Here is a 25,850-nt window from a genome sequence, read left to right as displayed (position 1 = left end):
ATTGACTTTCCTTTGCTCTTAGGCGTCCGGATTAGGAGCGTTTCTCCTAACTAATTCGTTTAACTTTTCTATATAAGAGAATGCGGCGGGAACCACCACCAAGGTCAGAATCGTCGAGGAAATCAGACCTCCGATAATGGCGACCCCCATACTCGTCCTTTGTCTCGACGCTTCGTTCAGACCGATCGCGATGGGAAGCATTCCGGCGATCAAAGCGAAGGAAGTCATCAGAATCGGCCTGAGCCTTTCTCTGCCCGCTTCCACGATCGCCGCCTTCATTTCCATTCCCTGATGGATCAACTGGTTCGTAAAATCCACCAGAAGGATGGAGTTTTTCGTCGCGACTCCGATCAACATGATGAGACCGATCATGGAGAAGATGTCCAAGGACTTTTGAGTCAAAAAGAGCGCGATGAATGCGCCGCAAAGAGCCAAAGGAAGCACCAGCATGATCGCGATCGGAGTGATGAAACTTTCATACAAGGAGGCAAGAACCATATATATGAATAGAACACCTAAGCCCATCGCGATTCCCATGGAAGTTCCCATTTCCTTGAAATTTTCCGCCTGGCCCGTGTATCCGATCCGGATTCCGGGGGGAAGAGGAAGCTCGCTTTGGGTGATCACGGCGACTTCCTGCATGGCTCCTCCCATTCCCGGACCTTCGGGGTTGACGTCTCCGTAAATCTCCACGGATTTATTCCTGTTCATCCGGTTGATCGTTGCCAGCCCCGTGGTTTCCTCCGCACGAGCCACGTTTTGAATCGGGATCATCCGATTATTGAAATTCGGCACAAAGGAATTGTAGAAGTTGTCCTTCAAGTCCCTCTGTCCTTCCTTTAACCTTACGCGGATATCGTATTCCACGCCGTTTTCCCGATACACTGCGGGAGTAGTTCCTTCCACCAGAGTTCTCAGCTCGCTTCCGATCACCGTTCCGGGAATTCCTAACAGGACTTCCTTATCCCGATCCGGGACGACGCGAAATTCAGGAGCTCCCGAGCGATAGCTGGTGTCCACATCCAAAAGAGCTTTGGATTCCCGCAGACGTTGGAACAATTTGCCCGCGTAATTTTCCACGAGTTGACCGTTTTGTCCGCTGACTACGAGGGTAAAAGGCCTTTGGCCTCCCCCTACGTTATCGATGTCCTTTACGATCGGATTCGCATAGGAGAAGGATTCCAGTTCCTTTCGGAGCAGATCCTTGAATTCGGAAGTGTTCATTTTTCTCTGTTTGGATGGAATCATCTCCACGAACATAGTGGTGGTACGATTCGTATTGAACATAGCGACTAGGAGTATTTCCCTATGTTCCGCCATCTTCCGATACACTTGCTGGGCGACGGTAGCCATCTTTTCCACGGAAGTACCCGGAGGCATATCCAAAGTGACTTGGAACTTTCCGTTGTCCTGCGCGGGAAGGAAGGTTTTAGGAATGTATTTCGTCAGACCCAAACTGGCGATGAAGATGAGAACGGCGCCTACGAGTATGAGATTCGGCCGTTTCAGCGTAAACTTCAGTATGGATGCGTAACGATCTTCCAGCCAGGATTGGAATACGTTGAACCAGGAAAGAACCCCATCTAGACCTTTTTCCAGACCTCCGAAAAATCCTCCGATCCAACCGAGTATTTTCCGAACTGGCCCCTTGCGTGAGGACTCCGGACGGATTTTGGAAAGAGCCAATTCTTCCAGCGGAGTGTGGTCCGACTTTCCTTTCTTCTTCTTTGTCGTTTCGGAATGGGTCGTAAATTCCGGAACGGCGGAGGAATGTCCGGAAGCACCGTGACCGTGATTGGCGATCTTTCCTCCGAAATAACTGGAAAGCATAGGCGCGATGGTAAGAGCATCGTACAAGGAAATCAACAGAGCGAAACACACCGTCAGTCCGAATTCCCTGAGGAACTGTCCCACTACCCCGCTCACGAACGCGATCGGCAAAAACACCGCTATCACTGTCATGGTAGTGGCAACGACTGCTAACGTGACTTCCTTGGTCCCCTCTATGGAAGCGACACGGGCGGTCTTACCCATCTCCCTGTGCCGGAAGATGTTTTCCCTTACCACGATCGCATCGTCGATCAATAATCCCACCGCCAAACTTAGGGCCAACAGAGTCATGACGTTTACGGTGAAGCCCGCCACTGCCATCAAAATAAAGGCGCCTAAGAGAGAGTTCGGCAAGGCCAATCCGGTAATGATGGTGGATCTCACGCTGCCCAAAAACAATAGCACAACCACGATGGTCAGAGCGATCCCGATCAGAATGGTCTCCTTGACGTCGTAGATATTGTCGTCGATCATGATCGAATTGTCGTTCGCCATGGACAGTTTGGGACTGCCTTCCCGTTTCGAGAGTTCCTTGTTCAACTCCCCTACGCGCCGTTTGACTTCTTGCGCGACCGCGACCGTATTCGCTCCGGACTGTTTGTACACCAGGAGAAAGATCGCCTTTTTACCGTTAAAGTATGCTCGAGAAGTTTCGTCCTCGAGGGTATCCTTGACTTCTCCCAATTGCCCGATCTTAACGGGAATCTCGTTCCCGAACAGGGAAATCGGAGTGTCCCGGATTTCCTGAGGGGATTGGAATTCGTTGATGGTACGGTACACCAGCTCCTTGTCGGACTTACTCACCTTTCCGGCCGGAATATTCGTCCCACCGGAAGCCAATCGATTGGAAACCACGGAGGCGGGAATCATGTGCGCCTTTAATTTTTGGCGGTCCAATTCCACATGGATTTCCCTCTTCCGTCCTCCATAGATCGTGATATTTCCCACGTCTTTAGCGGTAAGCAGGCTTTGTTTGATCTCTTCACTGGCGATATCGAAAAGAACCGCTTCGGAAAGTTCCGCTTGGAGAGCTAGGATGAGGATGGGCTGGTCCGCCGGATCGATCCTACGGATAATCGGTTCCTTTGCGTCGCTCGGCAACTTCGGTTTCACCGCGGAAACCTTGTCCCGGACCTGCTGCTCTGCGTACTTCACGTCCGTTTCCAAAGTGAATTCCACCACCACGGTTCCGGAACCTTCGCTACAGGCGGATTTGATTCTCTTAACGCCCGATATCGTGGACAATTCGTCTTCTACGGGCTTTGCGATCAAGGTCTCAATCTCGTTCGGCGCGGCGCCCGGATAGGGAACCGTCACAGTCACGACCGGTATGGTCACATTCGGAAATAAATCCACCCCTAGTTTGTTTAGGGAAAGGTAGCCCGTGACCAAGATGATCAGAACTGTGCAAGTGATAAAAATAGGACGCTTGATCGAAAGTTCCGCGAAATTCATACTCTCATTCTCCGTTGATTGCGGCCCGATCTAAGGAACCCGAAATCGAAGAAGAAGGATTCTTGCTCGATTTTCGATCTTCCAAAGATTCCGGGAAAAGGGAAAATCCCCAAAAAAGAATTCCTAGAGATGCCAAACCCAGAACGAACCGTTTGCTTGTGTTTCGATATTCTTTCATATAAACCACCAAGAAACAAAATTTGACTCTTTTGTTTCCATTGCAAGCAAAAAAAAGAAAAGGGGATTTCTTATTTGATCTTAGGTCTCATTATCATAAAATGGGGCAATGAGTATCCGAGGAATCCACTTCCCCAGCCAAGAATTTTTAAAATTTTGCCGAAATGCAGGAGCAAACCCGGAATGTTCTGCTACGTTTCCGGAAAGACGGGGAGAAGCAAACCTGCAAGCAGAGAAAACGACCTCCCCGCAAGCCGAAAGAAAGAACACCGACTCAACCGCAAACTTGCACTCGGTTTGACGACCAAACCTTCCACCTCCCGAGTATTCCATTTTGGAAAGAACCGAAAGAGGATTGCTTGCGGAGGCAGGGCAAAGCGGCTAAGCTGGAATTATGAAGAAGCTTACTTCCTTCAAGCCGCCGTTTCATTTGCGGCATCCTTTCGTGCAAACCATTCTCGCTTCCTTGCTCAGGCAAAACAGGCCGGACCATCCTATGGACGCGAATGCGAAACCGGTGGTCTTGAATGCGGGAAAAGGGGTCAAACTCATAGGCCATTATTCCAGAGCTCCCGAAAACAAGGCGTTGCTCATTTTAATCCACGGCTGGGAAGGTAGCATCAACTCCAATTATATCCAAAGGACCGGAAGAAGGTTTTTCGAGAAAGGCGTCTCCATCTTTCGATTGAACTTGCGGGATCACGGAGAAACCCACCATCTCAATCCGGAACCCTTTAACGGAAGTTTACTTAAGGAAACGTACGAAGCGGTCCGAAAGGCGGCCTCGGAATTCGGCAAAAAGGTTCCGGTCTACATAGCGGGATTCTCCTTGGGGGGAAATTTTACCCTTCGGATCGCGAGGGAACATTCCAAAGGAAAGGCCAAAATCCCGAATCTCAAACATTGCGTCGCAGTCAGCCCCGCCCTGCATCCGCAGAGCGCTACGGAGATGATGGATTCCAAATGGATCATCGGAAAATATTTCCGGGAGAAATGGCGGGAATCCTTACATAAAAAAAACGTGCACTATCCGGAACTCCATCCTTATCCGGAGATCATCAAAGGAAAATCCGTGATGGAGATGACGGACAGAATCGTCGCGAGTACGAGCCAATTCAAAGATACGAACGAATATTTCCTTTCCTATACTTTAGGATCCAAAGATTTCAAAGGATTGAAGGTGCAGGTTTCCATCGTGACTTCGGAAGACGATCCCATCATCCGACCGGACGAATTCAAAGTCATACCTCCGCATTCGAAATTGAACGTTCTCATCCAAAAATACGGCGGACACAACGGGTTTTACGAAAACCTAAAAGGGGATTGTTGGTACTTCAAAGTATTGGAAACGGCGATCGGGGTCTGAATCCGAATCGCCGGTAGCGGATCCGCTCAGAAAGAATTCCTCCAAAAGAACTTGCTTTTCCCTCCTTCGTCGTAAATTGGAACCAGAATGCTTCTCGTTCTTGAACGATAGTTCAAAATAAGACGAACGCCTTTCGTTATAGGAGAAACTCCATGCCAAACGCATATGTTATAGATGCCGTACGCACCCCCCGCGGAAAAGGAAAGAAAAGAGGGAGCCTGGCTTCCGTCCACCCGCAGGAATTATCCGCTTCCACTCTGAAAGCGATCCAGGAAAGAAACGGCTTAAAGCCGGAGATCGTAGAGGAAGTCGTATTAGGCTGCGTTTCCCAAGTCGAAGACCAGGCCGCATGCATCGCACGTTATGCTGTCATGGCGGCGGAATGGCCGAATTCCGTTCCGGGATATACCGTGAACCGTTTTTGCGGCTCCGGCCTGCAAGCCGTCAATAACGTTGCCAACCACGTCCAAGCAGGTAGTATGGATGTTGCCTTGGGAGGCGGAATCGAATCCATGAGCCGGGTCAAAATGGGCGCGGATATGGGTGACCGGGATTTCAATGTAGGAAATCCGAATATAGCGAAACATTACAATCTAGTTCCGCAAGGAATTTCGGCCGACTTGATCGCGACGAAATTCAATATCTCTCGGGAAGATGCGGATCGTTTTGCGGAGTCCTCCCAGATCAAAGCGGCCAAAGCGGTCAAGGAAGGAGTCTTCAAAAAATCCATCGTGCCGGTGAAATTGGAGGACGGAACGATCGTGGATACCGATGAAAATCCTCGCATCGAATCCGATTACGCTTTCCTTTCCGGATTGGGCGCCGTTTTTAAAACCATCGGAGAAAAGGAACTGGACGCGATCGCTCTACGCTCCTATCCGGAAATCCAAAAAATCAATCATATACACACCCTAGGAAATTCCTCCGGAATCGTGGACGGTGCAGCTTCCGTACTGATCGCAAACGACGACGGAATCAAGAAATTCGGACTGAAACCGAGAGCGAAAATCTTAGCGATGGCTTCCACCGGAGAAGATCCGACGATCATGTTGACCGGACCGGTTTCCGCTTCCAGAAAGGCTCTCCAACTCGCCGGATTAAAGGTAGAAGATATCGATCTTTGGGAAATCAACGAGGCCTTTGCTTCCGTGGTCCTTTATACCCAACGGACTTTGGGAATCCCCTTGGAAAAAATCAACGTTAACGGCGGATCTATCTCTCTGGGACACCCGTTAGGCGCCACCGGAGCTATCCTTTTGGGTACCGCGTTGGACGAATTAGAGAGACGACAACAACGTTACGCTCTAATTACTCTTTGCATCGGCGGAGGAATGGGAATCGCAACCGTTATAGAACGCATTTAAGTTCCCGAAAAAAGCGTCGATTTCCGTCCGGATCGACGCTTTTTTTCTTTTAACGCGAAGTAGCCGCCGGAGATTCGTTTTTATGGAAGGAATTCGAAAAATCCGCGGGACCTTGCTTTGGTTCGTACCGGTTTTAGCGCTTCAGTTTTCCCTTCCGATATTCCAGCAATTCAGAGTCTCCTCTTATCAGTTTCATCCCAACGGACAATACAAATCCGCATCCAAAAAGACTGCGCCCTTAAAAAGGGGTCTCCGACCCTACCAAGAGGAAGAAGACGACGGAATCGATTCCGTTTGGGTTCCGGATAGCACGGAATACGATCCGGAAGACCGGGTTTCCCTTTCCCTCTTTAGAACTCTTATTTCCCAAACCGAATTGGACTCCGGAGAAACCGGAACCTCCTATCTTTTATCCCCTCTCCTACTCAATCTCCCTCCTCCACGTTTCACCTAACCTGTTTTAGACGATGATCCGTCCGTTACCTAAATGGAATCGCGGACGGAAAAGGAGTGAAAATTGCATTTATCGGAATGCGTCTTCGGGACGCGCGCTCGTACGGGCGTATTCATCTTTCATTTTACGGTTTTCTTAACGTTTCCGATCTCGGACGGGTTCGCGGACACCAGCCTGGCACATGCCGGCATGGGGAATATCGTACCTCCTAAGCGAAACCTGAACCTTCGGGAGGCGGAAGAGACGTTTTTGAGGAATAACCTGGCTCTTTTATCCTCGAAATTCGAAATCGAATCCAAGAAAGGAGAGGTTCTCCAAGCCGGTCTTTGGGACAATCCTACGCTCTCTCTGGACCAGAACATATATAACAAAATCACGAAAAAGTATTTCGATACCACAAAGAACGGAGAGACCTCCTTTCAATTGCAACAGCTCTTTGTTCTGGCCGGAAAACGGGACAAGAGAATTCGTTTGGCCCAATGGAACCGGGAAATCGCGGAACAGACGTTTTACGACACTTTACGCGGACTGAAATTGGAACTTAGGACGTCCTTTTTCCAATTGTATTACGCGAGAAAATCCCTGGACTTTTTCGACGAAAGCGTTTCTTCCCTTAAAAAAACCGTCTCCTCCGCGGAGATCGTACACGCGAACCGGAACATCCTTCTTTCCGAATTACTCCGGTTGAGATCCATCCTATTCCGATTGGAAACGGACCGACTGGAAGTGGCCAAAATCGTAAGGGAAAAGGAAGCCGTCCTGAAGGTTCTGTTAAACGAACCTTCGATTTCCGAACGGGAGATCCTGCCGGAATTTCTGGCAAACGAAGAATCCGGCCGGTCCGTATCCGTTTTGGAACCGGAGGAACTTTTGAAACTAGCCCTAGAATCTAGACCGGATCTAAGAAGCTTGGAATTGGCGATCAAAGCGGAACAAACCAACCTTTCCCTGCAAAAAGCGATGAGAATTCCGGACGTCGCTCTGGGAGGAAGCTACGATCGGGCGGGGAATTACGTTCAGGATTACTACGGCGTTACCGTCTCCGTTCCTCTTCCCGTATTCGATCGAAACCAGGGAAATATCAGATCCTCGGAAATGAATCTGAATGCGAAGAAAGCCTCCTACGAAGAGCAGATTCTGAAGGTATCCGCCGAAGTGCGGGCCGCGCTCGGAACGGCGAAAGATAAGGAAGATCTCGTCCGAAGATACGGTACTCCGTTTACCGAGGACTACCGTAAATTGGCGGGCCTGATGACGGAGAACTACAAAAAGAAGTATATCACAATATTAGAATTTTCAGATTTTTTCGAGGCTTATAGCGACAGCATGCTCAAAATGATCCGGCTCCAATCCGAAAGAGTGGAAACCTTGGAAGCTCTCAATTATGCGATCGGAAAAACAGTTGCGGAGATCGGAAGATGAATTTCTCATTCGAAAAAATCAAGGAAAGAATTTCCGACAGGGGCGCAAAAACGATTCTGGTATTTTCCGCTCTCGCATCATCCACTATTATCTATCTTATAGTAGGAACCAAAACATCGCCTATTCAAAAATCGGAGTCTTTCCGGAACCCTCAAGTCTTCGAGCAAGGGAATCTCGTTTCTTTTCCCTCCGATTCCGGAGGACTTTCCCGTTTTTCGTATTGGACGGTTCGTGTGGGAAATGCGGACTTTGCCGTTCTTGCTCCCGCAAAAGTGATCGCGAGCATAAAGACTTCAGTGCATTCGGGCGAAAAAATCATTCTCTTCGATTCGGCCGATACGACCCAGACTTATGCGGAATACAAGAGAAGTAGAGCCGTGACTTTGAAAGCCTTCAAAGACCTACAAAGAGTCAGGGACATGTACGCAAACCAAGCAGCCACGGGAAGGGACGTGGCGGAGGCGGAATCCAATTTGGCCGTGGCCAAGGCGGAAAGTTCGGAAACGGAATCCAAACTGCGGACCATCGGTTTCAATCCCAAGGAATTAGATGCGGTAAAAGGACCTTCTCTTTGGCTGATCTGCGACGTTCCGGAATCCCAACTGAACGACGTACAAAAGGGAGAAGAAGTACTGATCCGATTTTCCTCTTTTCCCGGAAAGGACTTCCAAGGCAGAGCGGAAGCGATCGGAGACGTGGTGGATCCGGCGCTTAGAACCGTAAAGGTTCGCGTGAGCCTCAGGAATCCGAAAGAAAAAATTCTTCCGGGAATGTACGCAAAAGTGGATTTCGGAGACCCTCGGACTTCCGTAATCGTCGTTCCGAATCTCTCCATCGTCACCGTAGACGAAAAGAATTACGTATTCATAAAGGAATCCCCGGGAGTTTTTCGGAGGCGCAGAGTCGAACTCGGAACTTCCGGAGATTCGAAAACGATCGTCACGGACGGACTTTCGGAACGGGAAGAAATCCTAATGGAAGGCACGATTCTTCTGAAAAGTTTGAGCTTCGGATTTTGATATGATTTCAAGGATCATAGACGTTTCCCTATCGAATCGGATTCCTACCTTAAGTGTCGTGTGCGCGATCTTAGGATTCGGAATCTGGTCCTGGTCGAATCTGAAAAAAGAAGCGTATCCGGACGTAGGAGATACTCAGGTCATCGTTATCGCGCAGTTTCCGGGAAAAGCGGCCTCCGAAGTGGAGGAAAAAGTCACCCTACCGCTGGAGAGAGGATTGAATTCCGTTCCTTACGTTTTGACTCGTAGATCCAAAACCATCTTCGGACTTTCCGTTCTACAATACGTCTTCGAGGAAAGGATAGGAGACCTAACCGCGAGACAGCTTGTGATGGAAAGATTGAAGAGCATAGATCTACCGGAGGAGGCGCACGTTTCTTTGGGGCCGATGACGAGTCCGGTTTCGGAAATCTATAGATACGTTATCGAAGCGCCCGAGGATTGGAGCCCTATGGAACTCAGGACCTTACAGGATTGGGTGATCGTCCCTTCCCTACTCCAGGTTCCCGGGGTAGTGGATGTGGTCAATTTCGGAGGTCTGGAGAAGCAATACCACGTAATCACTTCCCCGAACCGCTTGAACAGATATCAGCTGACGTTATCCGACGTAATCGAGGCCCTCAAGTCCAATAACCGAAATACCGGCGGTAACGTATTTACCCGCGGCGACCAAGGCTTTCCCGTACGAGGATTGGGAGCGATCCGGAATAAGGAAGATATCCGAAACATCGTAGTCACCGCGATTTCCGGAACTCCCGTATATGTCGGAAACCTCGCATCCGTAGAGGAATATCCCAGGAGGCCGGACGGAATTTTCCATTACGCTCTCCGTGACTCCGTTACGGGAGAGTTCAAATCCAAAGATTCGGGGATTCAGGGATTGGTCGCGATCCGACGCGGAGAAAATCCTTCCGAAGTCATAGAGAGATTACGGGAAAAAATCCGCCAGATCAATTCCGACATGCTTCCCGAGGGCATAAAACTGACCGCAACGTACGACCGTAGCGAGTTGGTGAATTATACCGTCCGTACCGTTCGCACGACTCTTTTCGAAGGTGTGAGTATCGTAATCCTAGTGTTGGTATTTTTTCTCGGGAACGTACGCACGGCGATCGTGGTTGCCTGTACGATTCCGATTTCCCTGCTCTTCGGATTCGGCATGATGAGACTCACCGGTATTCCGGCAAACCTACTCTCTCTCGGGGCGATAGATTTCGGAATCATCGTGGATGGGGCCGTAGTGATGGCGGAAAACATCTATCGAAAGTATTCTTCCGTTAAAAAGGAACAGGGACTTGTTCCTTTTCCCGAATTGCTACGGATCACTCGCTCGTCGGCAAAAGAAGTCGGAAACGAGATCTTTTTCGCGATCGCGATCATCATCTTCGCATACCTTCCCATTTTCACGTTCCAAAGGATAGAAGGAAGACTTTTTTCTCCGATGGCATTCACTCTTTCCTTTTCCCTTTTAGGGAGCTTACTGCTTACGATCACGCTGATTCCCGTGATCATGTGCTTTCTTTTCCGTTCCAGAATGGAGGACGGATCCGATTCCGAGATGCATTGGAAAAATCCCGTTTTGGAAAAAATGAAATCCGGCTATGAGTTCCTGGTAAGAAAAGGGCTGTCGGATACGAAGAGGACCGTATATTTCATCGCTATTTCCGTAGGAATAATTAGTACTATAGGATATTCTAAATTAGGAACGGATTTTCTTCCGGAACTTGACGAAGGTTCCATCACGATACGGTGTTTTCTTCCTACCGGAATCGGTTTAAGAAGCGCGGAAAAACAACTTTCCGTCGTGCGGAACACGCTGCTCAAGCATGATCCTGTGGTTTCCGTTCTGAACCAACTAGGCAGAAACGACGAAGGAACGGATCCTTACGGACCGAACCGTTTGGAAATCCTAGTGGGTCTCAAAGACTACTCCTTATGGAAGGAGAAGATCACGAAAAAGGAACTGGTGCAAAGGATCAAGAACGATCTGCAGGAAAATCTTCCCGGAACGCTTTTCGTCTTTTCCCAACCTATTTTGGATAACGTCACCGAAGCGATGACCGGGAGCGTCTCCGATCTTGCGATACTGATCGATGGAGAGGATTTGACGGTCTTAAGATCCGTCGCGAAACGGATCCTTTCGGTAATCCAAGAGATTCCCGGTGCGACGGAATCCGGAATCGAACAGGAAGGGAACCAAGCCCAACTTACCGTTATCGTGGACCGAAGAAATTCCGCGCGTTACGGAATCAATGCGGCGGACATCTTAAATACGGTAGAAGCCGCGGTCGGAGGCACCGAAGCGGGAATTCTATACCAGGGGTCCAGGAGGTTCGATATCGTCGTTCGGTATCCGATCGAGTACCGTTCCTCCTTCGAGTCCTTGAGAAACCTGACCGTTTTCAGTCCGACAGGAGGAAGGATTCCTTTACACGAAGTGGCCTCTCTCGAACTAAAAGACGGCCCCACAGTCATCCAAAGACAGGACGGAAAGCGTCAAATTTCGGTACGAACCAACATCCGAGGGAGAGACCAAGGAGGATTCGTACAGGAAGCCAAGAAGAGAGTCGCCGAAACAGTATCCGTTCCGGAAAAAGTCTCGCTCCGCTGGGGAGGACAATTCGAAAACCTGACCCGTGCGGGAGAAAGGCTGAGCATCGTCATTCCTGCCACCCTTTTAGGGATCTATCTATTCCTTTTGGGAATTTACGGAAAAATACGTTACGCGCTTCTTGCTCTTTCCGGAGTTCCTCTCTCCGTAGCCGGAGGGATCCTGGCTTTGGTTTTTACCGGTACGAATTTTTCCGTCTCCGCCGGGGTAGGATTCGTATCTCTGTTCGGAATCTCCACGATGACCTGCGTTCTGTTCGTATCCAGGACCCTTCGCTTCCAAGAAGAATCGAACGGATCCGATCTCAAAACTTCCGTTTTAGCCGCGGCGAATTTACAGTTTTCTCCGAGACTGATGACCATCCTTCTCGCCATGTTCGGTTTACTACCGGCGGCTCTCGCTACCGGAATCGGATCCGACGTGCAAAGACCGCTGGCTACCGTGATCGTAGGAGGACTCGCGATGGAATTGCTTTCCCTGGTTTTCCTTCCTTGTCTCTTTTGTCTCACCGATCGGGAAGGATTAAAAAAGGAAGTATCCGAAGTTCGACTTTAGATCTTCCAGTACAACTTTTTCCGATCGAGCCAATACAGGATCGCAAACCAAAACAGCAGATTCGCCAAAGCATAGGAGAAGGATGCGAATTCCGGCGTCGATGCCCAACCTGCAAATCCTTTCTGAAAGAGAAAATGTTTCAGAGAAGCGGATTTGCCGGTTTCCCCAGGTATCGTAATCAAATTCAAGGATCTAGCCAGAATTCCGGAACCGAAAAAAACCAATATGGCGTTTCTCCCGAAGGACAACCAAGGAAAGAAAATCGCGTTCTTAATCGCTCCGGATCGGGACTCCAAAAACAAAAAAAATCCGAATAGTAAAGCGGCCCATCCTGCCGTCCAGACCACGTAACTGGAAGTCCAAAGGCTCTTGTTGATCGGAAAAATCGGATTCCACAATCCTCCTAAAACCAAGAGCAAGAGGCCCGCGGCCCCGCAATAAAATGCGGTTTTGGAAATCGGAACGTTCTTTCTCTCTCCGGAGCGAACCGCGTCTCCGAACATTGTGCCGAGCAAGGAGGTGGAAACCGCACTGATAGAACCGAGCAATCCTTCCGGATCCCAAGTTCGTGAGGACTTCCACAAATGGGCTTCTCCGAAAATCATCCGATCCAGCCACGCTCCCCAATTCGAACTCGGTTCCAGATTCGGGACCGCGGAATCCGGAGGAGCGATAAAACTTAACAGGATCCAATAACCGAACAGCAAAGCCCCGAGAATCGAAACTCGAATCTTCCGATCCAGCGGATACAGGAGTGCGGTAAAAAGATACACGAAGGAGATTCTCTGCAATACTCCCGGGATCCTCAATCCGGAAAGGTCCCATTCTCCGAACCAATGCAGAAACAATCCTATCCCGAAAAGCGTCAGGGAACGCCTCCAGATTTTCGGAACGTTCTTTCCTTCCGGAGCGGAAGAAAGAGCGACGGATACGCCCACGGAAAAAAGGAAAAAAGGAAAGACCAAATCGGTAGGAGTGCAACCGTTCCACTTCGCATGACGCAAAGGAGAATACATCGCCGACCAAGATCCCGGATTATTGACGAGAATCATTCCGGCGACGGTGAACCCTCTCAGCGCATCCAGAGAAAGGAGTCTTTTGCGAGTTGAATTTTCCAAATCCGATCCTGTTGAACGAGCTTCAGTTCCTTCGGAAAATTCTACCAAAGGGACCGGTGGAACTCGGTAAATCCCCAGACGTTTTTAAAAGAGACTTCCTTGCCCTGGTCCGGTCGAAACGTCCCCGAGAATTTTCCCACGAACTGTCTGAAATACAGTTTTGCGAGAAGCAGATTCGTTTTTTCCTTTCTTTCCCCTTCCGGTCGGAATTCCAAACGCAGCCTACCTGCTTCGTCCCAAAGACGCCAGGCCTTGTAGGGATCCTCTTGGGAAAAATCGAAGATGCAGCGATCCACTCTTTGTCTTTTGGAGTTGATCCAAAAAGCGTTTTCCGAAAAGAAACTTTCGTTTACGAGTGCGGCAAAGTTGGCTCCGATTTTGGTCTTATTCGGAAGAACGGAAGAAAAAGCCGCCCAATACCAGTTCGTCTCCCTTCTCAGATATCCGCCGGACCAGTCGTATACCAGGGTGACTTTGTTCGGATCGCGAACCAACTCTCTGCCTTCGTACCGGACGGAAAGTCTTTGAGGAACTAGAGGAGAACATTTTTCGGTAAAGGTCCAACGGGTAGGCTCGGACGGATTCAACACACGCAAAGGATGATGAGTTTCCATCGAGTACGGAAACTCACCGAAAACCCGGAGTTTTCCCCCGAAATCCCCGTCCAAAACGAGAGTTCCGTCGGAATGGGATTTTCGGATTTCCAAAAAAGATCCCCCTTTTTTGAATCGAATCTCATACTCGTCCGGATTCGCGGGAAATTTCAAAGCATGCCCGATATCCGGCCCCTTGGTATCGAATTCGTATACTTTCCCCTCATCGAATTTGTACAGATACGCGAAAACATTGTAAGCGTACCCTAAGCTGACGGTCGCAATTCCGAGAATGGAATCCTCCATCAGCAAGCCGAGATAATTGAATGTGTGAAAAGAGAACCTCTTTCTCAGACCCTTGATCTCCTTTCCGAAGAAATCCAAAAGCCGAAAGTCTTTATGATTAAAATCGATCGGAGAATCCCACACTCCGTACCTGACTTGGTTGTCCGATCCAATGATCTTGTTCATACGTCCGATCGATTCTTTTCTCGGAGGTGGAAAAATCAATGGATTTCCTGAGTGTTCGGCAAATCTGCTTTACTTTTCGTTTTTTCTTCGGAGTATAGACATACCAAGCGTTAGGAAAAAGCAAAACCGACTTATGGGAGAAGTCCAGAGCAAGCACCCGGGGAAAAGCGATCTGCTCGAGCCTTCCGATCTTAAAACCCTCAAAGAAAAAAAGACCTCCCGCGAAATTTCGCTTCTTTTGTACCGGGTTCTTTTCCGTTCCGAAGAAGCTCGGAACGGCGCCATTAAGATCGTAAAGGAAACGTTTCTCCGAACCTACTCCAATCACCCGGAGCAGTTCCCTATTTTGGACAGAACCAAGTTCGTCCGAGACATGATCTCCTACTTCAAAGCTTCTACGGTGCTCCCTCCGGAAAAGCTGGAGATTTTTTTCGTGGCTATCCACGCCGCGTTTCAAAACGAAATCCGTTATTTCCTAGGAAAGACCACCCAGTTCACGTTCGATATCATGTTCCAAGTCATCGAATCCATCCTCCAAGAGATGAGTCACCCGGAGGAACAAAGAACCGTGGACGTGAAGGATAGGGAGATCATCCTAAAGCACTTTCGCGCGTACAACGACCTTTCCAAAGTCTTCAATAAGATGGGGACTTCCAAAGCGGTCATGGATAAGAAGGACGAGATCATCACGGACATTTCGATTGCTCACCGGGAAATCACCGTCGTCGCGATAGAGAATATGTTTCGGAATATTCTGGCGCAGATCCTTCTTTCCAGAAAGTACACCTGCGGAACCTTGATCGACAAATGGTCGACGGAATACGGTTTCGGGCCCGATCAGGCCCAATCCATGAGACGCTATATCTCCGAATCCGCTACGTTGACGGATTTCCGTACCCAATACGCGAATGCGCTCAGAGCGATCAAACCGGAAAACGAAATGGATTTGATGTTTCTGAGAACGCTTTCCAACTATTACTCCTCTTGGGTAACCCAAGTCTCCGAGCAAATCCCGGCATAATTCTCGGCGTTTAACCGATCCGCTTTAGCGAATAGCCGAGACAATAACAAGCGCCGGCCAAGACGAAATGGTAAATATCCACTTTTAGGATTCCGGCTGCCGTACCCGAGGTTCCGATCGCCAAGCCCGCAAAAATAAAAAGCAACCCTCCCAAAATCCCGTACAGGGCGGCAGGTTTGTGGGCCCCTTGGTACTTTCTCACACAAGAAGCCAAAATGGAAAGTATGGCAACCGCTCCGATCCCGGTGGAATAAAAACCCATTCGCAAGACCGTATCTAAAGAACAAAGGAGTAACAACACGATGGAGATCGTCACCCAGCCTCTGCGGGAAAAGCCGCCGAATGTTCCGCTCCAAAACGCCAGGCCGATCCAAGGAACCCCCACTTCGGCCGCGAACCGGATCACGATCCGGTACATCGGTTCTATCCAAACGGCCCCTGCAAAGAACAGACTCCCCATTGCGGCGCCTACTGCGATGGAATAAAATCCCCAGGCTCCGCTGCGCTGGTTCCAGTTCGCGTGCAGACGAAAGCCCGACCAAGCGGCAAAGACTGCCAGTACGAAATCGGATACGACTGTGGTGACTTGCATGCACGGTATTGAAAGGAATACGACGAAAAATGCAAGCCGGAATCCGGGGACGGAGTCTAATGCTTACTTATGAATGCTTCTCCATTAACGCAATCGATCCGACTGAACAACGGCGTTCCGATGCCCGTACTCGGTCTAGGTGTTTGGAAAACCAAATCAGGAAAGGAATGCAAAGATGCTCTTCACTGGGCTTTCGAAGCGGGAATCCGTCATGTGGACACTGCGAGAATCTACGGCAACGAAGAAGACGTGGGTACAGCAGTCCGAGAGAGCGCCATTCCCAGAAAAGACCTTTTCATTACCACTAAACTTTGGAACGGAGATCAAAAGGAAGCTCGCAAACATCTGGAACTCTCTTTACGAAATTTAGGAATGGATTATGTGGATTTGTATCTGATTCATTTCCCGATCGCAAGCACGCGAAAGCAAGCCTGGAAGGAATTGGAGAAAGCATATAAGGACGGACTCGCAAAATCCATAGGCGTCAGCAATTATACCGTCCCCCACTTGGAGGAAATCCTCTCCCACGCGGAAATCGTTCCGGCAATCAACCAGGTGGAGTTCCATCCGTTTTTAAATCAGACGGAACTGTCCCGAAAATGCTCGGAGCACGGAATCGTTTTGGAAGCCTACAGTCCCCTCGCTCACGGAAAAAGAATTTCCGACCCGAAGTTGGTTCGGCTCGCGGAAAAATACCGTAAGACTCCCGCACAGATCCTAATCCGCTGGGCAATCGACAAGGGATTCGTAGTGATTCCGAAATCGGTGCGTAAGGAAAGGATTCGTGAGAATTCGGAAGTGTTCGATTTTGCCCTTACTTCGGAGGATCTCGCCGAAATGGAAACATGGAACGAAAACTTTCGTACCTGTTGGGATCCTACCGGGGCTTAAATTCGCATCTGCCCGAAGCCCAACTGCAGGAAAAAAGATTGACTTACTCTTAAAATTCCTGTCTAACTATCAATAGTTCATTCTTAAACTATATGGGAAGTCACTTCAAAGGAAAACCGAGAGAAATAAAGATCCTGGACGCGTACATCAAATTGGGCCGTTGTACGGATTCGATCCGATCGATGGAAGATAAGATTCTAAACCAATTCGGTCTCACGAGCGGACAATTCGGTTGCCTGGAAACGTTGCACCATTTGGGTCCCATGTGTCAAAAGGAGATCGGTCAGAAGATCTTTTCCTGCGAAGGAAACATCACTCAGATCGTAGACAATCTCGAAAAAAGAGGATTGGTGCAAAGGGTTCGTAGCGAGGAAGATAGAAGGTATTTCATCGTTAATCTAACGGAATCGGGAAAGGAACTGATCTGCAAAGTCTTTCCGACCTATTTGGAGCATCTCAAGGAATGGATGTCTCCTCTTTCGGACGAGGATTTAAAACAACTGGGAAATATCTGCAAAACTGTCGGTATTCGAGAAGCGTAAAAAAAGCGCACGCATAACTACTACCTATTCAGGAGGCCGTAAGGCCTCTTTTTTTATTTTCTAACAAACGCCCAATCTTTTTTTCACAAATACAAACACGCGTTCCGAATAAAAACGGAAATGAGAAGCGTAAAAAGGATTATTTTAAAATCTAGAGATAGTCTATGATTCAGGACATGGTACCGGGCTCGAGATCAGGACTTTTCCGAAGAATTCGTTACGCAGTTTCGGATTACGTTCTTCCGGATAGGTCGATCTCCCAAGGGCTTCCGTTTTGGCGGGAATTGGTGCTTTCTTCCCTGATCTTAGCGATGACCGTACTCGGCTCCTTGGCCTACCTTCCTAGCGTACTCTTGGCCCTACGAGAAAAGATCTTTTCGGTCGCAATTATAGATACTCTAGCATTGGTCCTGGTATTCGTGCTGTTCTTCGGAAAAAAACTGCCCTTTTCCCTACGCTCCTCCGGGGTGCTCGTACTGAATTATTTTTTGGGGACTTCCCTGCTCGTCATTTTAGGTCCGGCGGGAGGCGGAATGATCTGGCTCTTTCCCTTTCCGGTTTTTACCGGAATCCTATTCGGGATCGTTCCTTGTCTTTGGGCTTTGCTTGGAAATTTCTTTTCCATAGTGATCACCTCGATTCTGATGAGTCGATTTCCGCTCGCATGGAGTATGCCCGTGGAAGTATTGTATGTGGTAGGTTTCAATTTCATCGTCGCCGACGCGATCGTATGCGTTTCCTTAACGGTGTTGATGTTGGGACTGCAAAAGAACATAGAAAGAAAGAATCATTTTCTGGAATATCTAAAGAGACGCCGTTACCAAATTTCCCGCTCCAAACGGAATCTAGAATCGGAGATTTTGAGACGTGCGGAAATGGAAGCGAGGCTTGAGGAAAATCTGAAGGAAAAAGAGGTTCTTTTGCAGGAGATCCATCACCGTGTAAAAAACAATCTTCAGATCGTTTCCGGAATGCTCAACCTACAGAATATGTACGCCCAGGACGGTGTGGCTGCGGAAGCGTTGGAAAAAGCGCAGGATAGAATTCGGGCAATGGCCTTGATCCACGACCATCTTTACCAACAGGGAAATTTTTCCACGGTGGCGATGAATCAATATCTGGAATCCCTCCTAAATCATCTGATTCTTTCCCAAGCCCCTCCCGGAAACAGGATCGAATTCGAAACGGAATGGAATCATATTCCCATTCCGATGGAAAAAGCGATTCCTTGCGGTCTGATCGTGACGGAACTTATTTCCAACGCATTGAAGCACGCGTTTCCGAACGGAAGAAAGGGAAAGATCTTCGTCCGTCTCGAGGAGACCGAAGACGGATTGACTCTCTGCGTAAAGGACGATGGAATCGGGTTGCCGAAAGATTCAGCGGCCTTTCATTTTTTGAGTACGGGAAAAATGCCGAACAAGGACGGGGAGCAGTACGACTCTTTGGGTCTGATGATCATACGATCCTTGGCCGGTCAGTTGAAGGCGAAATTGATTTTGGAACCTTGTGCAGGCACTACCGTCCGCTTGATCTTTTCCAAATTCTGAGCGGAATGCGTTTCCGAAAAAGAAAAGGAATCGAAAAAATGAATTCGTTTCGGATACAATGTCCTAACAATGAATAGAGTGACCCATGACACGAATTCCCGAAAATTCTCTCTGACAGAAGAGGACCGGGAAGCGTTTTTATCATATTCCGAAATAGGTTCGGAAATCTGGAATCTCACTCATACTTTCGTTCCGGCTCATTTGCGTGGAAAAGGTTTGGCGGAAGTATTGACCAGAGCTGCCTTGGAAGCAGCCAAGGCCGAAGGGAAAAAAATCGTTCCTTCCTGCTCTTACGTGGAAAGTTTCTTAAAACGGAAAGGGAAAGAATACTCAGGTTTGGTCGCCCACCCTTGATCCATCATATCGCGATAGCCACGGAAGACCCCGTTCTGCTAAAGAATTTTTACGAGCGACTTCCGAACCTTCGATTCGAAAAGGATCATTTTTATCCGGACGGAAAATTGAGATCCAGTTGGTTTCTGGCAGGGCATACGAGATTGATGATCGAGCGGGAAAACAGGAAACTCGGACCTCACGCGTTGGTTTTTTCCGCGGAAACTCCTGAGATACGCAAAAGAGTGGAATCTCTATTGGAGTCGAAGATCGAAGACCGTACCGAATTTACGGTGTATTTTCGCGACCCGGATGGAAATCGTCTGGGCTATAGTTCCTATCCGAATTCCTGGAAGGAAGAAGAATATTCCAAAAACGTTTAAGACCGTGCGGAAACGTCCCGCGTGATTCCCTTCGCGGCGAGAAAAGAAGTCGTCCACGCGTTTTGAAAATTGAAACCTCCGGTGATTCCGTCTATGTCCAAAATTTCGCCGGCAAAATGCAATCCGGGAACGATGCGGCTCTCCATGGTTTTGAAATCCACTTCCTTTCGCTTGATTCCGCCGCAGGTAACGAACTCCTCCTTAAAGACTCCTTTTCCTTGAATCTGAAATACGGTTCTTTTCAACGCATCTTCCGCTTCGCGGAGTTGTTTCGAGGAAAGTTCCGACCAGCGCTTTTCTTCCGATCCGTCCCAGATTCTTTCCCAGAGCCTGGCGGGTAAACGGAACTCGGGTGTCGCAGCGGGTCTCTTAGAAGGAATCCTTTCTCTTGCGAAACGAAATTTCTCGCGAATTTCTTCCCTAGTTACTCCTGGAATCCAATCCACATGCAGAGAAGTTTTATATTCGCAAGAGGCAAGTTCTCTAGCTCCCCAAGCGGACAATTTCAGTACGCCGGGTCCGCTGAGACCCCAATGGGTAACCAAAATCGGACCGGACTGTTCCAATTTAAAATCGGGAAGGGAAACCTCCGCTTCCGGTACGCTTAAGCCCTGAAGGCCTTCGATGAACGGATCCGAGATCTCGAACGTAAACAAGGAAGGGGCCGGAGTCTCTATGCTGTGCCCCATGTTTTTTGCCCAATCCCAAACCTTCCTGGAAGAACCTGAGGCCAAGAGCACCCGATGAAAATCCTGCTGGCCTCCTTCCCATTTCACGGTGAATCCGCCTTCTTCCTCCGCATTTCTAGGAAAAATACCCAGCACGGGAACCTTGGTGCGGATCGAAACGCCGCATTCTTTGGCTTCCCGCAAAAGACATTCCACGATCGTATTCGAATCGTCCGTTACCGGGAACATTCGCCCGTCGGCTTCCGCCTTCAGCCGAACTCCGTGCTCTTCGAACCACCGGATCGTATCCTTGGGCTGGAAACTTTCGAACGCGTACTTAAGTTCCCGTCCTCCTCTAGGATAACGCTTGGACAATTCCTCCGGGTCGAAGCATGCATGGGTAACGTTGCATCTTCCTCCTCCGGAAATGCGGACCTTGGACAGAACGTTAGGCGATTTTTCCAAAAGCACCACTTTGTAGGTTCCGCCGGAAAGCCTACGGGTCTGGATGGCCCCGAAAAAACCGGCTGCCCCTCCTCCGATCACTGCGACGCTTTTTTCTTTTTCCTCTTTAGGCAATCGATCCACCTTCCGAGCCGTTACAGAATCTCACCCATTTTTCCGGCGGAATAATCTTCGAATGCCTGCTGGATTTCCTGGGGAGTATTCATGACGAAAGGACCGTACCTTGCCACGGGTTCCTGCAACGGAACCCCTCCTAAAATTAAAAGCTCCCATTCGAAATCCTCGGGAGCCCGCAAGGTGATCGCTCCTTCTTCCGCTCCGAAGTAGAGTGTTTCGCCCTCTTCCACTTCGATTTCTCCCTCCGCATCCACGGCGGTTCCCCCGCCGACAAAAGGATAGGCGAGCGCAGTACATTCTTTCGGAACCGGAATCTCCGCCCAAGATCCGGGAGATAACTTCACGTGAAAAAATACGATGGGAGTCTGTGTCTGTATGATCGCGGAAGTTCCCCAGCATTCTCCCGCCACGACCTTTACCCAAGCCCCGTCTTTTTCCACGACGGGAAGCTGAGAGGAGTCCACTTCTTGGTATCTGGGAGAAATGAGTTTTTTCTCCTGAGGAAGGTTGACCCAGATTTGAAATCCGTGCATGCGTCCTCCCGAATTTTGAAACTCTCGGGAAGGCATCTCGGAATGTACCAAACCGGAACCTGCGGTCATCCATTGGATTCCTCCCGATCTTAATCTTCCGGCATGTCCCCAGGAATCCTTATGTTCCATTTCACCGGAGAGAAGATAAGTTACCGTTTCGAATCCTCTATGCGGATGATCGGGAGCTCCGATCGCTTCTCCAGGAGAATAAATCACCGGGCCCATTTCGTCCAAAAGTAAAAACGGATCCCAATAGGAGAAGCCCTGTACCGGGAAGGGACGCCGGACCGGAAACCCTCCTCCTTCCAACGTTTTCTCCGCAACTCTCGTACCGATAATTCTTCTAAATCCCATTGATCCCCGAACCTACACTGATTGGACTATTTCCGGAAAAACTTCCGTCTTAAAAACTTGGAGGGCCGGGCAAAACCCTTGTTTTTTTCCCAGCCTCTCCCAGAATCTGTGGATATTCTCCGATTCCAAACCTTTTTATGGATTCCTCTCGCCCTTATTCCGTCGCACCTTTCCCTGCAAACGAACTTTCTCGACTTCGGGAATTAAAAAAATACGATATTCTAGATACTCCGCCGGAAAAAAAATACGACGGAATCACGAAGGCCGCTTCCTTGATCTGCGGCACTCCCATCGCCTTGATTTCCCTGATCGACGAAAAGAGGCAGTGGTTCAAGTCTAGAGTGGGATTGGACACGGAGGAAACCGAGCGGGAAGCTTCTTTCTGCCAATTCGCATTACTCGGCTCGGATATTTATATCGTGAATGATGCGGCCCTGGATCCTAAATTCGAAAAAAATCCGTCCGTACTCGGCCCGCCTTACGTTCGATTCTATGCGGGAGCTCCTCTGGTGACTCCGTCCGGTTCGGTGATCGGGACGCTCTGCGTGATAGATACCGTACCGAAAAATCTGGATCCTAGGCAATTAGAAGCCTTACGAGCGTTAGCCGATTCCGTGATCGCGTATATGGAACTGGAGGCCAATTCGAGAGAACTCATCCGAGCCCAAGCCGTCAGTTTGGATCTGCAAAAGGCAAGAGAACAGTTTTTCGTGAATATGAATCACGAGTTCCGGACTCCCGTACACGGAATTCTGGGAATGGTGGATCTGATCAGACAAACGGATATTAGTCGCATGCAGTCGGAATATCTGGACTCCGTCCAGGAAAGCGGAGAACACCTCATTCATTTGATAAACGACGCGATCGATTTCAGCAAAGCGGAATCCGGCACCTTGGTTTTGAGCTCGTTGGAATTCGATCTGATTTCTTTAATCAGGGAGATCGCAATCCCGGCGGAAAAAGAAGCGAAGCAGAACGGATTGAAGTTCGTTTTAAATCTTCCGCAGGAAACTCCCGAATTGATCGTAAGATCGGATCCCCGTAGAATCCAGCAGGTATTCTCCAACCTTCTTTCCAACGCGTTGAAGTTCACGGAACAAGGCCGGATCGAATTCTATCTTAAAGATGTGGTCGCCTCCGAAAAGAACGTGAAAGGAAGGATCGGGGTCGTCGATACGGGAATCGGAATCGCGGAGAAAAGAATCCCGGGACTCTTCGAAGCGTTTTCCCAAATCGACGCATCCATTTCCAGGAAGTACGGCGGAACCGGGTTGGGTTTAGCCTTGTGCAAAAAAATCTGCGATACCCTAGGCTGGAAGATCGAAGCCAAAAGCGTTTTATGGCAAGGAAGCGAATTCATCCTCGAAATCGATCTTCCGAAGGCAACATTCCCCCCTCGTTCGGGAAACCGAGCCGAAGGACCCGTCTCGAAAATAACGGATTTTTCCGGCTATTCCACGACCAGTATCCTGGTCGCGGAAGACAATCCGGTGAATCAGAAATTGATACGGAGAATGCTCGAACGCATGGGTCTAAGCTGCGAGATCGTCTCCAACGGATTGGAAGTACTCGCTTTTTGGGAAAAATGGGAAATCGATCTCTTACTACTGGACATCCAGATGCCGGAACTCAGCGGAATCGACACGGCGAGAATCCTCAAGATGAAACCGTCGTCCCGCAAAATTCCCTGGATCATAGCGGTTACCGCGCACGATAGCCCGGAGGACAGAGTCGAATGTGCTCAGGCGGGAATAGACGATTACCTGGGAAAACCGTTTCGAATCGAAGAACTCGCGGAAAAAATCCGCGAGTATCTACGTAAAGCGGATTTATCGCTTCCCAAGTAATCGTAACGTTCGCTTATTCGGAAGAAATCAATCCCTAAAAAGAAAATTCGAAATCATCCGTTTCCCTCCTTCCGTTGCGAAAGATTCCGGGTGGAATTGTATCCCTTCCGAAGGTTTCGTCTTGTGGCGTATGCCCATCAATTCGTCTCCCGCAAACGAGGTCCGAACCCATTCCTCCGAAAGTCCCTCCGGATCCACCACTAGGGAATGATAACGCATAACGTTCAATCCGTCCGGTAATCCGTGAAACACCCCCTTGCCATCGTGCAAGATCTCAGATAATTTTCCGTGCATCGGAAGCCGAGCCGGGACGATCTTAGCGCCGGCCATAAAGGCCATACCTTGCATGCCCAAACAGACCCCTAAAATCGGAACTCTTCCGCTCAATTCCCGGAGAACGAAGGAAGAAACTCCGAAATATTCGTGATTTTCCGGAGTCCCGGGTCCGGGTGAAAGAACGATCCTGTCGTACTTAGCGGATTCTATTTCGGAGAATCCGATTTCGTCGTGGCGGAACACGTCGAGCTTGAATCTGGAAGCGTATTCCTCCTCTAGAATTTCTCCCAAAAATTGAAAGAGATTGTATGTAAAAGAATCGTAATGATCGATCAACAGAACCTTCATCGGCTCACCTCCCGGATCGCACTCAGAACCGATCCCATTTTATGTTTGATTTCCTCGTACTCGTCGTCCGCATCGGAATCGAATACGATTCCGCTGGAAGCCCGCAGGAACCCTTCGGTTTCGACACGGAAGAAGCTTCGGATCGGAATGCAGAAAGAACAGTTTCCGTCGAATCCGAATCGACCCACCGCACCGCCGTAAGGCCCCCGAGGATCGTTTTCTATCCTATCTATGATCCGCATCGATTCCACTTTCGGAGCGCCGCTTAACGTTCCCGTAGGAAACGACGAAGCTAAACCGTCGAAAGCGTCCCTCCCCGATCGTAGAATCCCGGAAATCTCCGTGGACAGATGCTGCACGTGACTGAACCTCTTCAAGGAAAAGGAGTTCCTTACTTTTACGGTACCGAACTTCGCGATTCTACCTAGGTCGTTCCGATGGAGATCCACCAACATATTGTGTTCCGCGATTTCTTTCGGATCCGAAAGTATGCGTTCCGCCAGAATCCTATCCTCCTCCTCGTCCTTTCCTCTCCGGATCGTCCCCGCGAGAGGAAAGGATTCCACGACGCCGTCCTTCAATCGGAACAATAACTCGGGACTAGCTCCGAGAAGGGACCGATCTCCGAAAGAGAGATAAAACATATAAGGAGAAGGGTTCAAAGTCCGTAATGCCTCGTATAAGCGAAGATCCTCTCCTTGGATCTCGTAAGAACGTTTGAATCCGATCTGACACTGGAACGTATTTCCCGCACGGATTTCCGACATGGCTTCCGAGACCATCTTACGGTGTTCTTCCCGAGTCCTGGAATCCCCTAAATCCTTTAGAGACAAAGCGGATCCCGGCGAATTCCCTTTTTTGAAAATCGATTCGAAGAGAGAGTAACGGTCGGTACCGTAATGAAAATAACTGGACCTTCCCGTTCTGCGATCGATCAGGATCCCGTCTTCCATCCAAGCGAATTGAAACTTGGGAAACCGAGGGTGCTCCTTCAAACGGATCCCGGGCTCCATATCGTTTACGCTCTCATAGGACAAAGTACCGTAGAGTCCTCCTCCTCCCGCCTCCGTACACTCCATAAAGGATCTGTAAAAAGATCCGCCTTTGTCCTCCGAGTTCCGTCTCGGGGAAAGGATTTCCGACAAAGCTTGGTACGGGTTTCCTTCCGCTAACACCTTACCGTCCATCTCCAGCTTGTTTCCCCGTGCGGTAAAGATCCGCTTCGGAAAAGCGGATAAGAACGTATAACGGGAATTATCCGACTCCGGCCCCAAACTCTCCAAGAGTACGGCGCAGGAAGATTCTGCAAGCAGGTTCCTGAAAAACGGAATCGTTTCGTGTTCGGTTAACGGAAATGGTTTTAAGAACGGGCGAGGAGATAACGATTCCACCTCGCTTCTTAAATCGTATAATTCTAAAGGCATAAATTGCTCCTTGATTTTTATTTCGGGTCGCTAAAAAGACCCGATCCGACTTCGAAGGGGAGAAAAAGAAA

22 protein-coding genes are annotated in these 25,850 nt (G+C 49.2%); 13 read left to right on the top strand and 9 right to left on the bottom strand.

What is annotated here, in order from left to right; genetic code table 11:
• Nucleotides 1–18: 18 nt before the first annotated feature.
• Both EHO61_RS14875 and EHO61_RS17255 read right to left on the bottom strand, forming a co-directional pair.
• Nucleotides 19–3,285 carry an efflux RND transporter permease subunit gene (locus tag EHO61_RS14875; protein WP_135814355.1) on the bottom strand — a complete coding sequence of 1,089 codons (3,267 nt, stop codon included), beginning with the start codon at nucleotides 3,283–3,285 and terminating at the stop codon, nucleotides 19–21.
• A 4-nt stretch (nucleotides 3,286–3,289) separates the two neighbouring features.
• Nucleotides 3,290–3,463: a hypothetical protein gene (locus EHO61_RS17255; RefSeq protein WP_167884885.1), complete on the bottom strand. Its 174-nt coding sequence runs from the start codon at nucleotides 3,461–3,463 to the stop codon at nucleotides 3,290–3,292.
• A gap of 393 nt (nucleotides 3,464–3,856) precedes the next feature.
• Between EHO61_RS17255 and EHO61_RS14870 the strand changes: the two genes are divergently transcribed.
• From EHO61_RS14870 to EHO61_RS14845, 6 genes are all read left to right on the top strand, one after another.
• Complete coding sequence (locus EHO61_RS14870) at nucleotides 3,857–4,828, top strand: YheT family hydrolase (protein WP_135814354.1); 972 nt, start codon at nucleotides 3,857–3,859, stop codon at nucleotides 4,826–4,828.
• A 152-nt stretch (nucleotides 4,829–4,980) separates the two neighbouring features.
• Nucleotides 4,981–6,192, top strand: coding sequence for an acetyl-CoA C-acetyltransferase (locus tag EHO61_RS14865; RefSeq protein ID WP_135814353.1), 1,212 nt, complete (start codon nucleotides 4,981–4,983; stop codon nucleotides 6,190–6,192).
• An 82-nt stretch (nucleotides 6,193–6,274) separates the two neighbouring features.
• Nucleotides 6,275–6,646 (top strand): hypothetical protein, encoded by a 372-nt coding sequence (locus EHO61_RS14860; protein ID WP_135814352.1) that lies wholly within the window; start codon nucleotides 6,275–6,277, stop codon nucleotides 6,644–6,646.
• Between the two features lie 63 nt (nucleotides 6,647–6,709).
• Nucleotides 6,710–8,068: a TolC family protein gene (locus EHO61_RS14855; RefSeq protein WP_246032159.1), complete on the top strand. Its 1,359-nt coding sequence runs from the start codon at nucleotides 6,710–6,712 to the stop codon at nucleotides 8,066–8,068.
• A complete protein-coding gene (locus EHO61_RS14850; protein ID WP_135814351.1) occupies nucleotides 8,065–9,087 on the top strand; it encodes an efflux RND transporter periplasmic adaptor subunit in 1,023 nt (340 codons plus the stop codon). The genes EHO61_RS14855 and EHO61_RS14850 overlap by 4 nt, the downstream gene beginning before the upstream one ends.
• Nucleotide 9,088: 1 nt before the next feature.
• Nucleotides 9,089–12,253 carry an efflux RND transporter permease subunit gene (locus EHO61_RS14845; protein WP_135814350.1) on the top strand — a complete coding sequence of 1,055 codons (3,165 nt, stop codon included), beginning with the start codon at nucleotides 9,089–9,091 and terminating at the stop codon, nucleotides 12,251–12,253.
• Here the strand turns inward: EHO61_RS14845 and EHO61_RS14840 are convergent.
• Together EHO61_RS14840 and EHO61_RS14835 are read right to left on the bottom strand one after the other, a co-directional pair.
• Nucleotides 12,250–13,371: an acyltransferase family protein gene (locus tag EHO61_RS14840; RefSeq protein ID WP_135814349.1), complete on the bottom strand. Its 1,122-nt coding sequence runs from the start codon at nucleotides 13,369–13,371 to the stop codon at nucleotides 12,250–12,252. The genes EHO61_RS14845 and EHO61_RS14840 overlap by 4 nt on opposite strands.
• Nucleotides 13,372–13,412: 41 nt before the next feature.
• Complete coding sequence (locus EHO61_RS14835; protein ID WP_135814348.1) at nucleotides 13,413–14,435, bottom strand: DUF2804 domain-containing protein; 1,023 nt, start codon at nucleotides 14,433–14,435, stop codon at nucleotides 13,413–13,415.
• A gap of 133 nt (nucleotides 14,436–14,568) precedes the next feature.
• On the opposite strand from EHO61_RS14835, the gene EHO61_RS14830 reads away from it, so the two are divergent.
• Nucleotides 14,569–15,456, top strand: a complete 888-nt coding sequence (locus EHO61_RS14830) for an LIC_13029 family protein (protein ID WP_135814347.1) — start codon at nucleotides 14,569–14,571, stop codon at nucleotides 15,454–15,456.
• 10 nt (nucleotides 15,457–15,466) lie between these two features.
• Here EHO61_RS14830 and EHO61_RS14825 read toward each other — a convergent pair whose 3' ends face one another.
• Nucleotides 15,467–16,048, bottom strand: a complete 582-nt coding sequence (locus EHO61_RS14825) for a DUF6962 family protein (RefSeq protein WP_135814346.1) — start codon at nucleotides 16,046–16,048, stop codon at nucleotides 15,467–15,469.
• 69 nt (nucleotides 16,049–16,117) lie between these two features.
• On the opposite strand from EHO61_RS14825, the gene EHO61_RS14820 reads away from it, so the two are divergent.
• From EHO61_RS14820 to EHO61_RS14800, 5 genes are all read left to right on the top strand, one after another.
• Nucleotides 16,118–16,939, top strand: coding sequence for an aldo/keto reductase (locus tag EHO61_RS14820; RefSeq protein ID WP_135814345.1), 822 nt, complete (start codon nucleotides 16,118–16,120; stop codon nucleotides 16,937–16,939).
• A gap of 92 nt (nucleotides 16,940–17,031) precedes the next feature.
• A complete protein-coding gene (locus EHO61_RS14815; RefSeq protein WP_135814344.1) occupies nucleotides 17,032–17,481 on the top strand; it encodes a MarR family winged helix-turn-helix transcriptional regulator in 450 nt (149 codons plus the stop codon).
• A 164-nt stretch (nucleotides 17,482–17,645) separates the two neighbouring features.
• Nucleotides 17,646–19,031: a sensor histidine kinase gene (locus EHO61_RS14810; RefSeq protein WP_246032158.1), complete on the top strand. Its 1,386-nt coding sequence runs from the start codon at nucleotides 17,646–17,648 to the stop codon at nucleotides 19,029–19,031.
• 69 nt (nucleotides 19,032–19,100) lie between these two features.
• Nucleotides 19,101–19,385 (top strand): GNAT family N-acetyltransferase, encoded by a 285-nt coding sequence (locus tag EHO61_RS14805; protein ID WP_135814343.1) that lies wholly within the window; start codon nucleotides 19,101–19,103, stop codon nucleotides 19,383–19,385.
• Nucleotides 19,382–19,747, top strand: coding sequence for a VOC family protein (locus EHO61_RS14800; RefSeq protein WP_135814342.1), 366 nt, complete (start codon nucleotides 19,382–19,384; stop codon nucleotides 19,745–19,747). Before EHO61_RS14805 ends, EHO61_RS14800 begins: the two co-directional genes overlap by 4 nt.
• Here the strand turns inward: EHO61_RS14800 and EHO61_RS14795 are convergent.
• Nucleotides 19,744–20,994 (bottom strand): BaiN/RdsA family NAD(P)/FAD-dependent oxidoreductase, encoded by a 1,251-nt coding sequence (locus tag EHO61_RS14795; RefSeq protein WP_135814341.1) that lies wholly within the window; start codon nucleotides 20,992–20,994, stop codon nucleotides 19,744–19,746. The genes EHO61_RS14800 and EHO61_RS14795 overlap by 4 nt on opposite strands.
• Before the next feature lie 20 nt (nucleotides 20,995–21,014).
• Nucleotides 21,015–21,884: a pirin family protein gene (locus EHO61_RS14790; protein WP_135814340.1), complete on the bottom strand. Its 870-nt coding sequence runs from the start codon at nucleotides 21,882–21,884 to the stop codon at nucleotides 21,015–21,017.
• A gap of 137 nt (nucleotides 21,885–22,021) precedes the next feature.
• On the opposite strand from EHO61_RS14790, the gene EHO61_RS14785 reads away from it, so the two are divergent.
• Nucleotides 22,022–23,731, top strand: a complete 1,710-nt coding sequence (locus EHO61_RS14785; RefSeq protein ID WP_135814339.1) for a response regulator — start codon at nucleotides 22,022–22,024, stop codon at nucleotides 23,729–23,731.
• Between the two features lie 27 nt (nucleotides 23,732–23,758).
• Here the strand turns inward: EHO61_RS14785 and EHO61_RS14780 are convergent, their stop codons facing one another.
• Together EHO61_RS14780 and EHO61_RS14775 are read right to left on the bottom strand one after the other, a co-directional pair.
• On the bottom strand, nucleotides 23,759–24,355 hold the full coding sequence (locus EHO61_RS14780; protein ID WP_135814338.1) for an anthranilate synthase component II: 597 nt from the start codon (nucleotides 24,353–24,355) through the stop codon (nucleotides 23,759–23,761).
• Complete coding sequence (locus EHO61_RS14775) at nucleotides 24,352–25,779, bottom strand: anthranilate synthase component I family protein (RefSeq protein ID WP_135814337.1); 1,428 nt, start codon at nucleotides 25,777–25,779, stop codon at nucleotides 24,352–24,354. Before EHO61_RS14775 ends, EHO61_RS14780 begins: the two co-directional genes overlap by 4 nt.
• Between the last annotated feature and the right edge of the window lie 71 nt (nucleotides 25,780–25,850).

It is taken from the genome of Leptospira fluminis (assembly GCF_004771275.1).
Classification (GTDB): domain Bacteria; phylum Spirochaetota; class Leptospiria; order Leptospirales; family Leptospiraceae; genus Leptospira_B; species Leptospira_B fluminis.
The sequence above is the reverse complement of the archived record's forward strand: the minus strand, read 5'-3'. Positions and strand labels throughout refer to the sequence as shown.

What these genes read in the sequence shown, in the direction of transcription:
- EHO61_RS14875 (WP_135814355.1), bottom strand. Translation starts at nt 3,285, where the DNA reads ATGAATTTCGCGGAACTTTCGATCAAGCGTCCTATTTTTATCACTTGC.
- EHO61_RS17255 (WP_167884885.1), bottom strand. Translation starts at nt 3,463, where the DNA reads ATGAAAGAATATCGAAACACAAGCAAACGGTTCGTTCTGGGTTTGGCA.
- EHO61_RS14870 (WP_135814354.1), top strand. Translation starts at nt 3,857, where the DNA reads ATGAAGAAGCTTACTTCCTTCAAGCCGCCGTTTCATTTGCGGCATCCT.
- EHO61_RS14865 (WP_135814353.1), top strand. Translation starts at nt 4,981, where the DNA reads ATGCCAAACGCATATGTTATAGATGCCGTACGCACCCCCCGCGGAAAA.
- EHO61_RS14860 (WP_135814352.1), top strand. Translation starts at nt 6,275, where the DNA reads ATGGAAGGAATTCGAAAAATCCGCGGGACCTTGCTTTGGTTCGTACCG.
- EHO61_RS14850 (WP_135814351.1), top strand. Translation starts at nt 8,065, where the DNA reads ATGAATTTCTCATTCGAAAAAATCAAGGAAAGAATTTCCGACAGGGGC.
- EHO61_RS14845 (WP_135814350.1), top strand. Translation starts at nt 9,089, where the DNA reads ATGATTTCAAGGATCATAGACGTTTCCCTATCGAATCGGATTCCTACC.
- EHO61_RS14835 (WP_135814348.1), bottom strand. Translation starts at nt 14,435, where the DNA reads ATGAACAAGATCATTGGATCGGACAACCAAGTCAGGTACGGAGTGTGG.
- EHO61_RS14830 (WP_135814347.1), top strand. Translation starts at nt 14,569, where the DNA reads ATGGGAGAAGTCCAGAGCAAGCACCCGGGGAAAAGCGATCTGCTCGAG.
- EHO61_RS14825 (WP_135814346.1), bottom strand. Translation starts at nt 16,048, where the DNA reads ATGCAAGTCACCACAGTCGTATCCGATTTCGTACTGGCAGTCTTTGCC.
- EHO61_RS14820 (WP_135814345.1), top strand. Translation starts at nt 16,118, where the DNA reads ATGAATGCTTCTCCATTAACGCAATCGATCCGACTGAACAACGGCGTT.
- EHO61_RS14815 (WP_135814344.1), top strand. Translation starts at nt 17,032, where the DNA reads ATGGGAAGTCACTTCAAAGGAAAACCGAGAGAAATAAAGATCCTGGAC.
- EHO61_RS14810 (WP_246032158.1), top strand. Translation starts at nt 17,646, where the DNA reads ATGATTCAGGACATGGTACCGGGCTCGAGATCAGGACTTTTCCGAAGA.
- EHO61_RS14805 (WP_135814343.1), top strand. Translation starts at nt 19,101, where the DNA reads ATGAATAGAGTGACCCATGACACGAATTCCCGAAAATTCTCTCTGACA.
- EHO61_RS14790 (WP_135814340.1), bottom strand. Translation starts at nt 21,884, where the DNA reads ATGGGATTTAGAAGAATTATCGGTACGAGAGTTGCGGAGAAAACGTTG.
- EHO61_RS14785 (WP_135814339.1), top strand. Translation starts at nt 22,022, where the DNA reads ATGGATTCCTCTCGCCCTTATTCCGTCGCACCTTTCCCTGCAAACGAA.
- EHO61_RS14780 (WP_135814338.1), bottom strand. Translation starts at nt 24,355, where the DNA reads ATGAAGGTTCTGTTGATCGATCATTACGATTCTTTTACATACAATCTC.
- EHO61_RS14775 (WP_135814337.1), bottom strand. Translation starts at nt 25,779, where the DNA reads ATGCCTTTAGAATTATACGATTTAAGAAGCGAGGTGGAATCGTTATCT.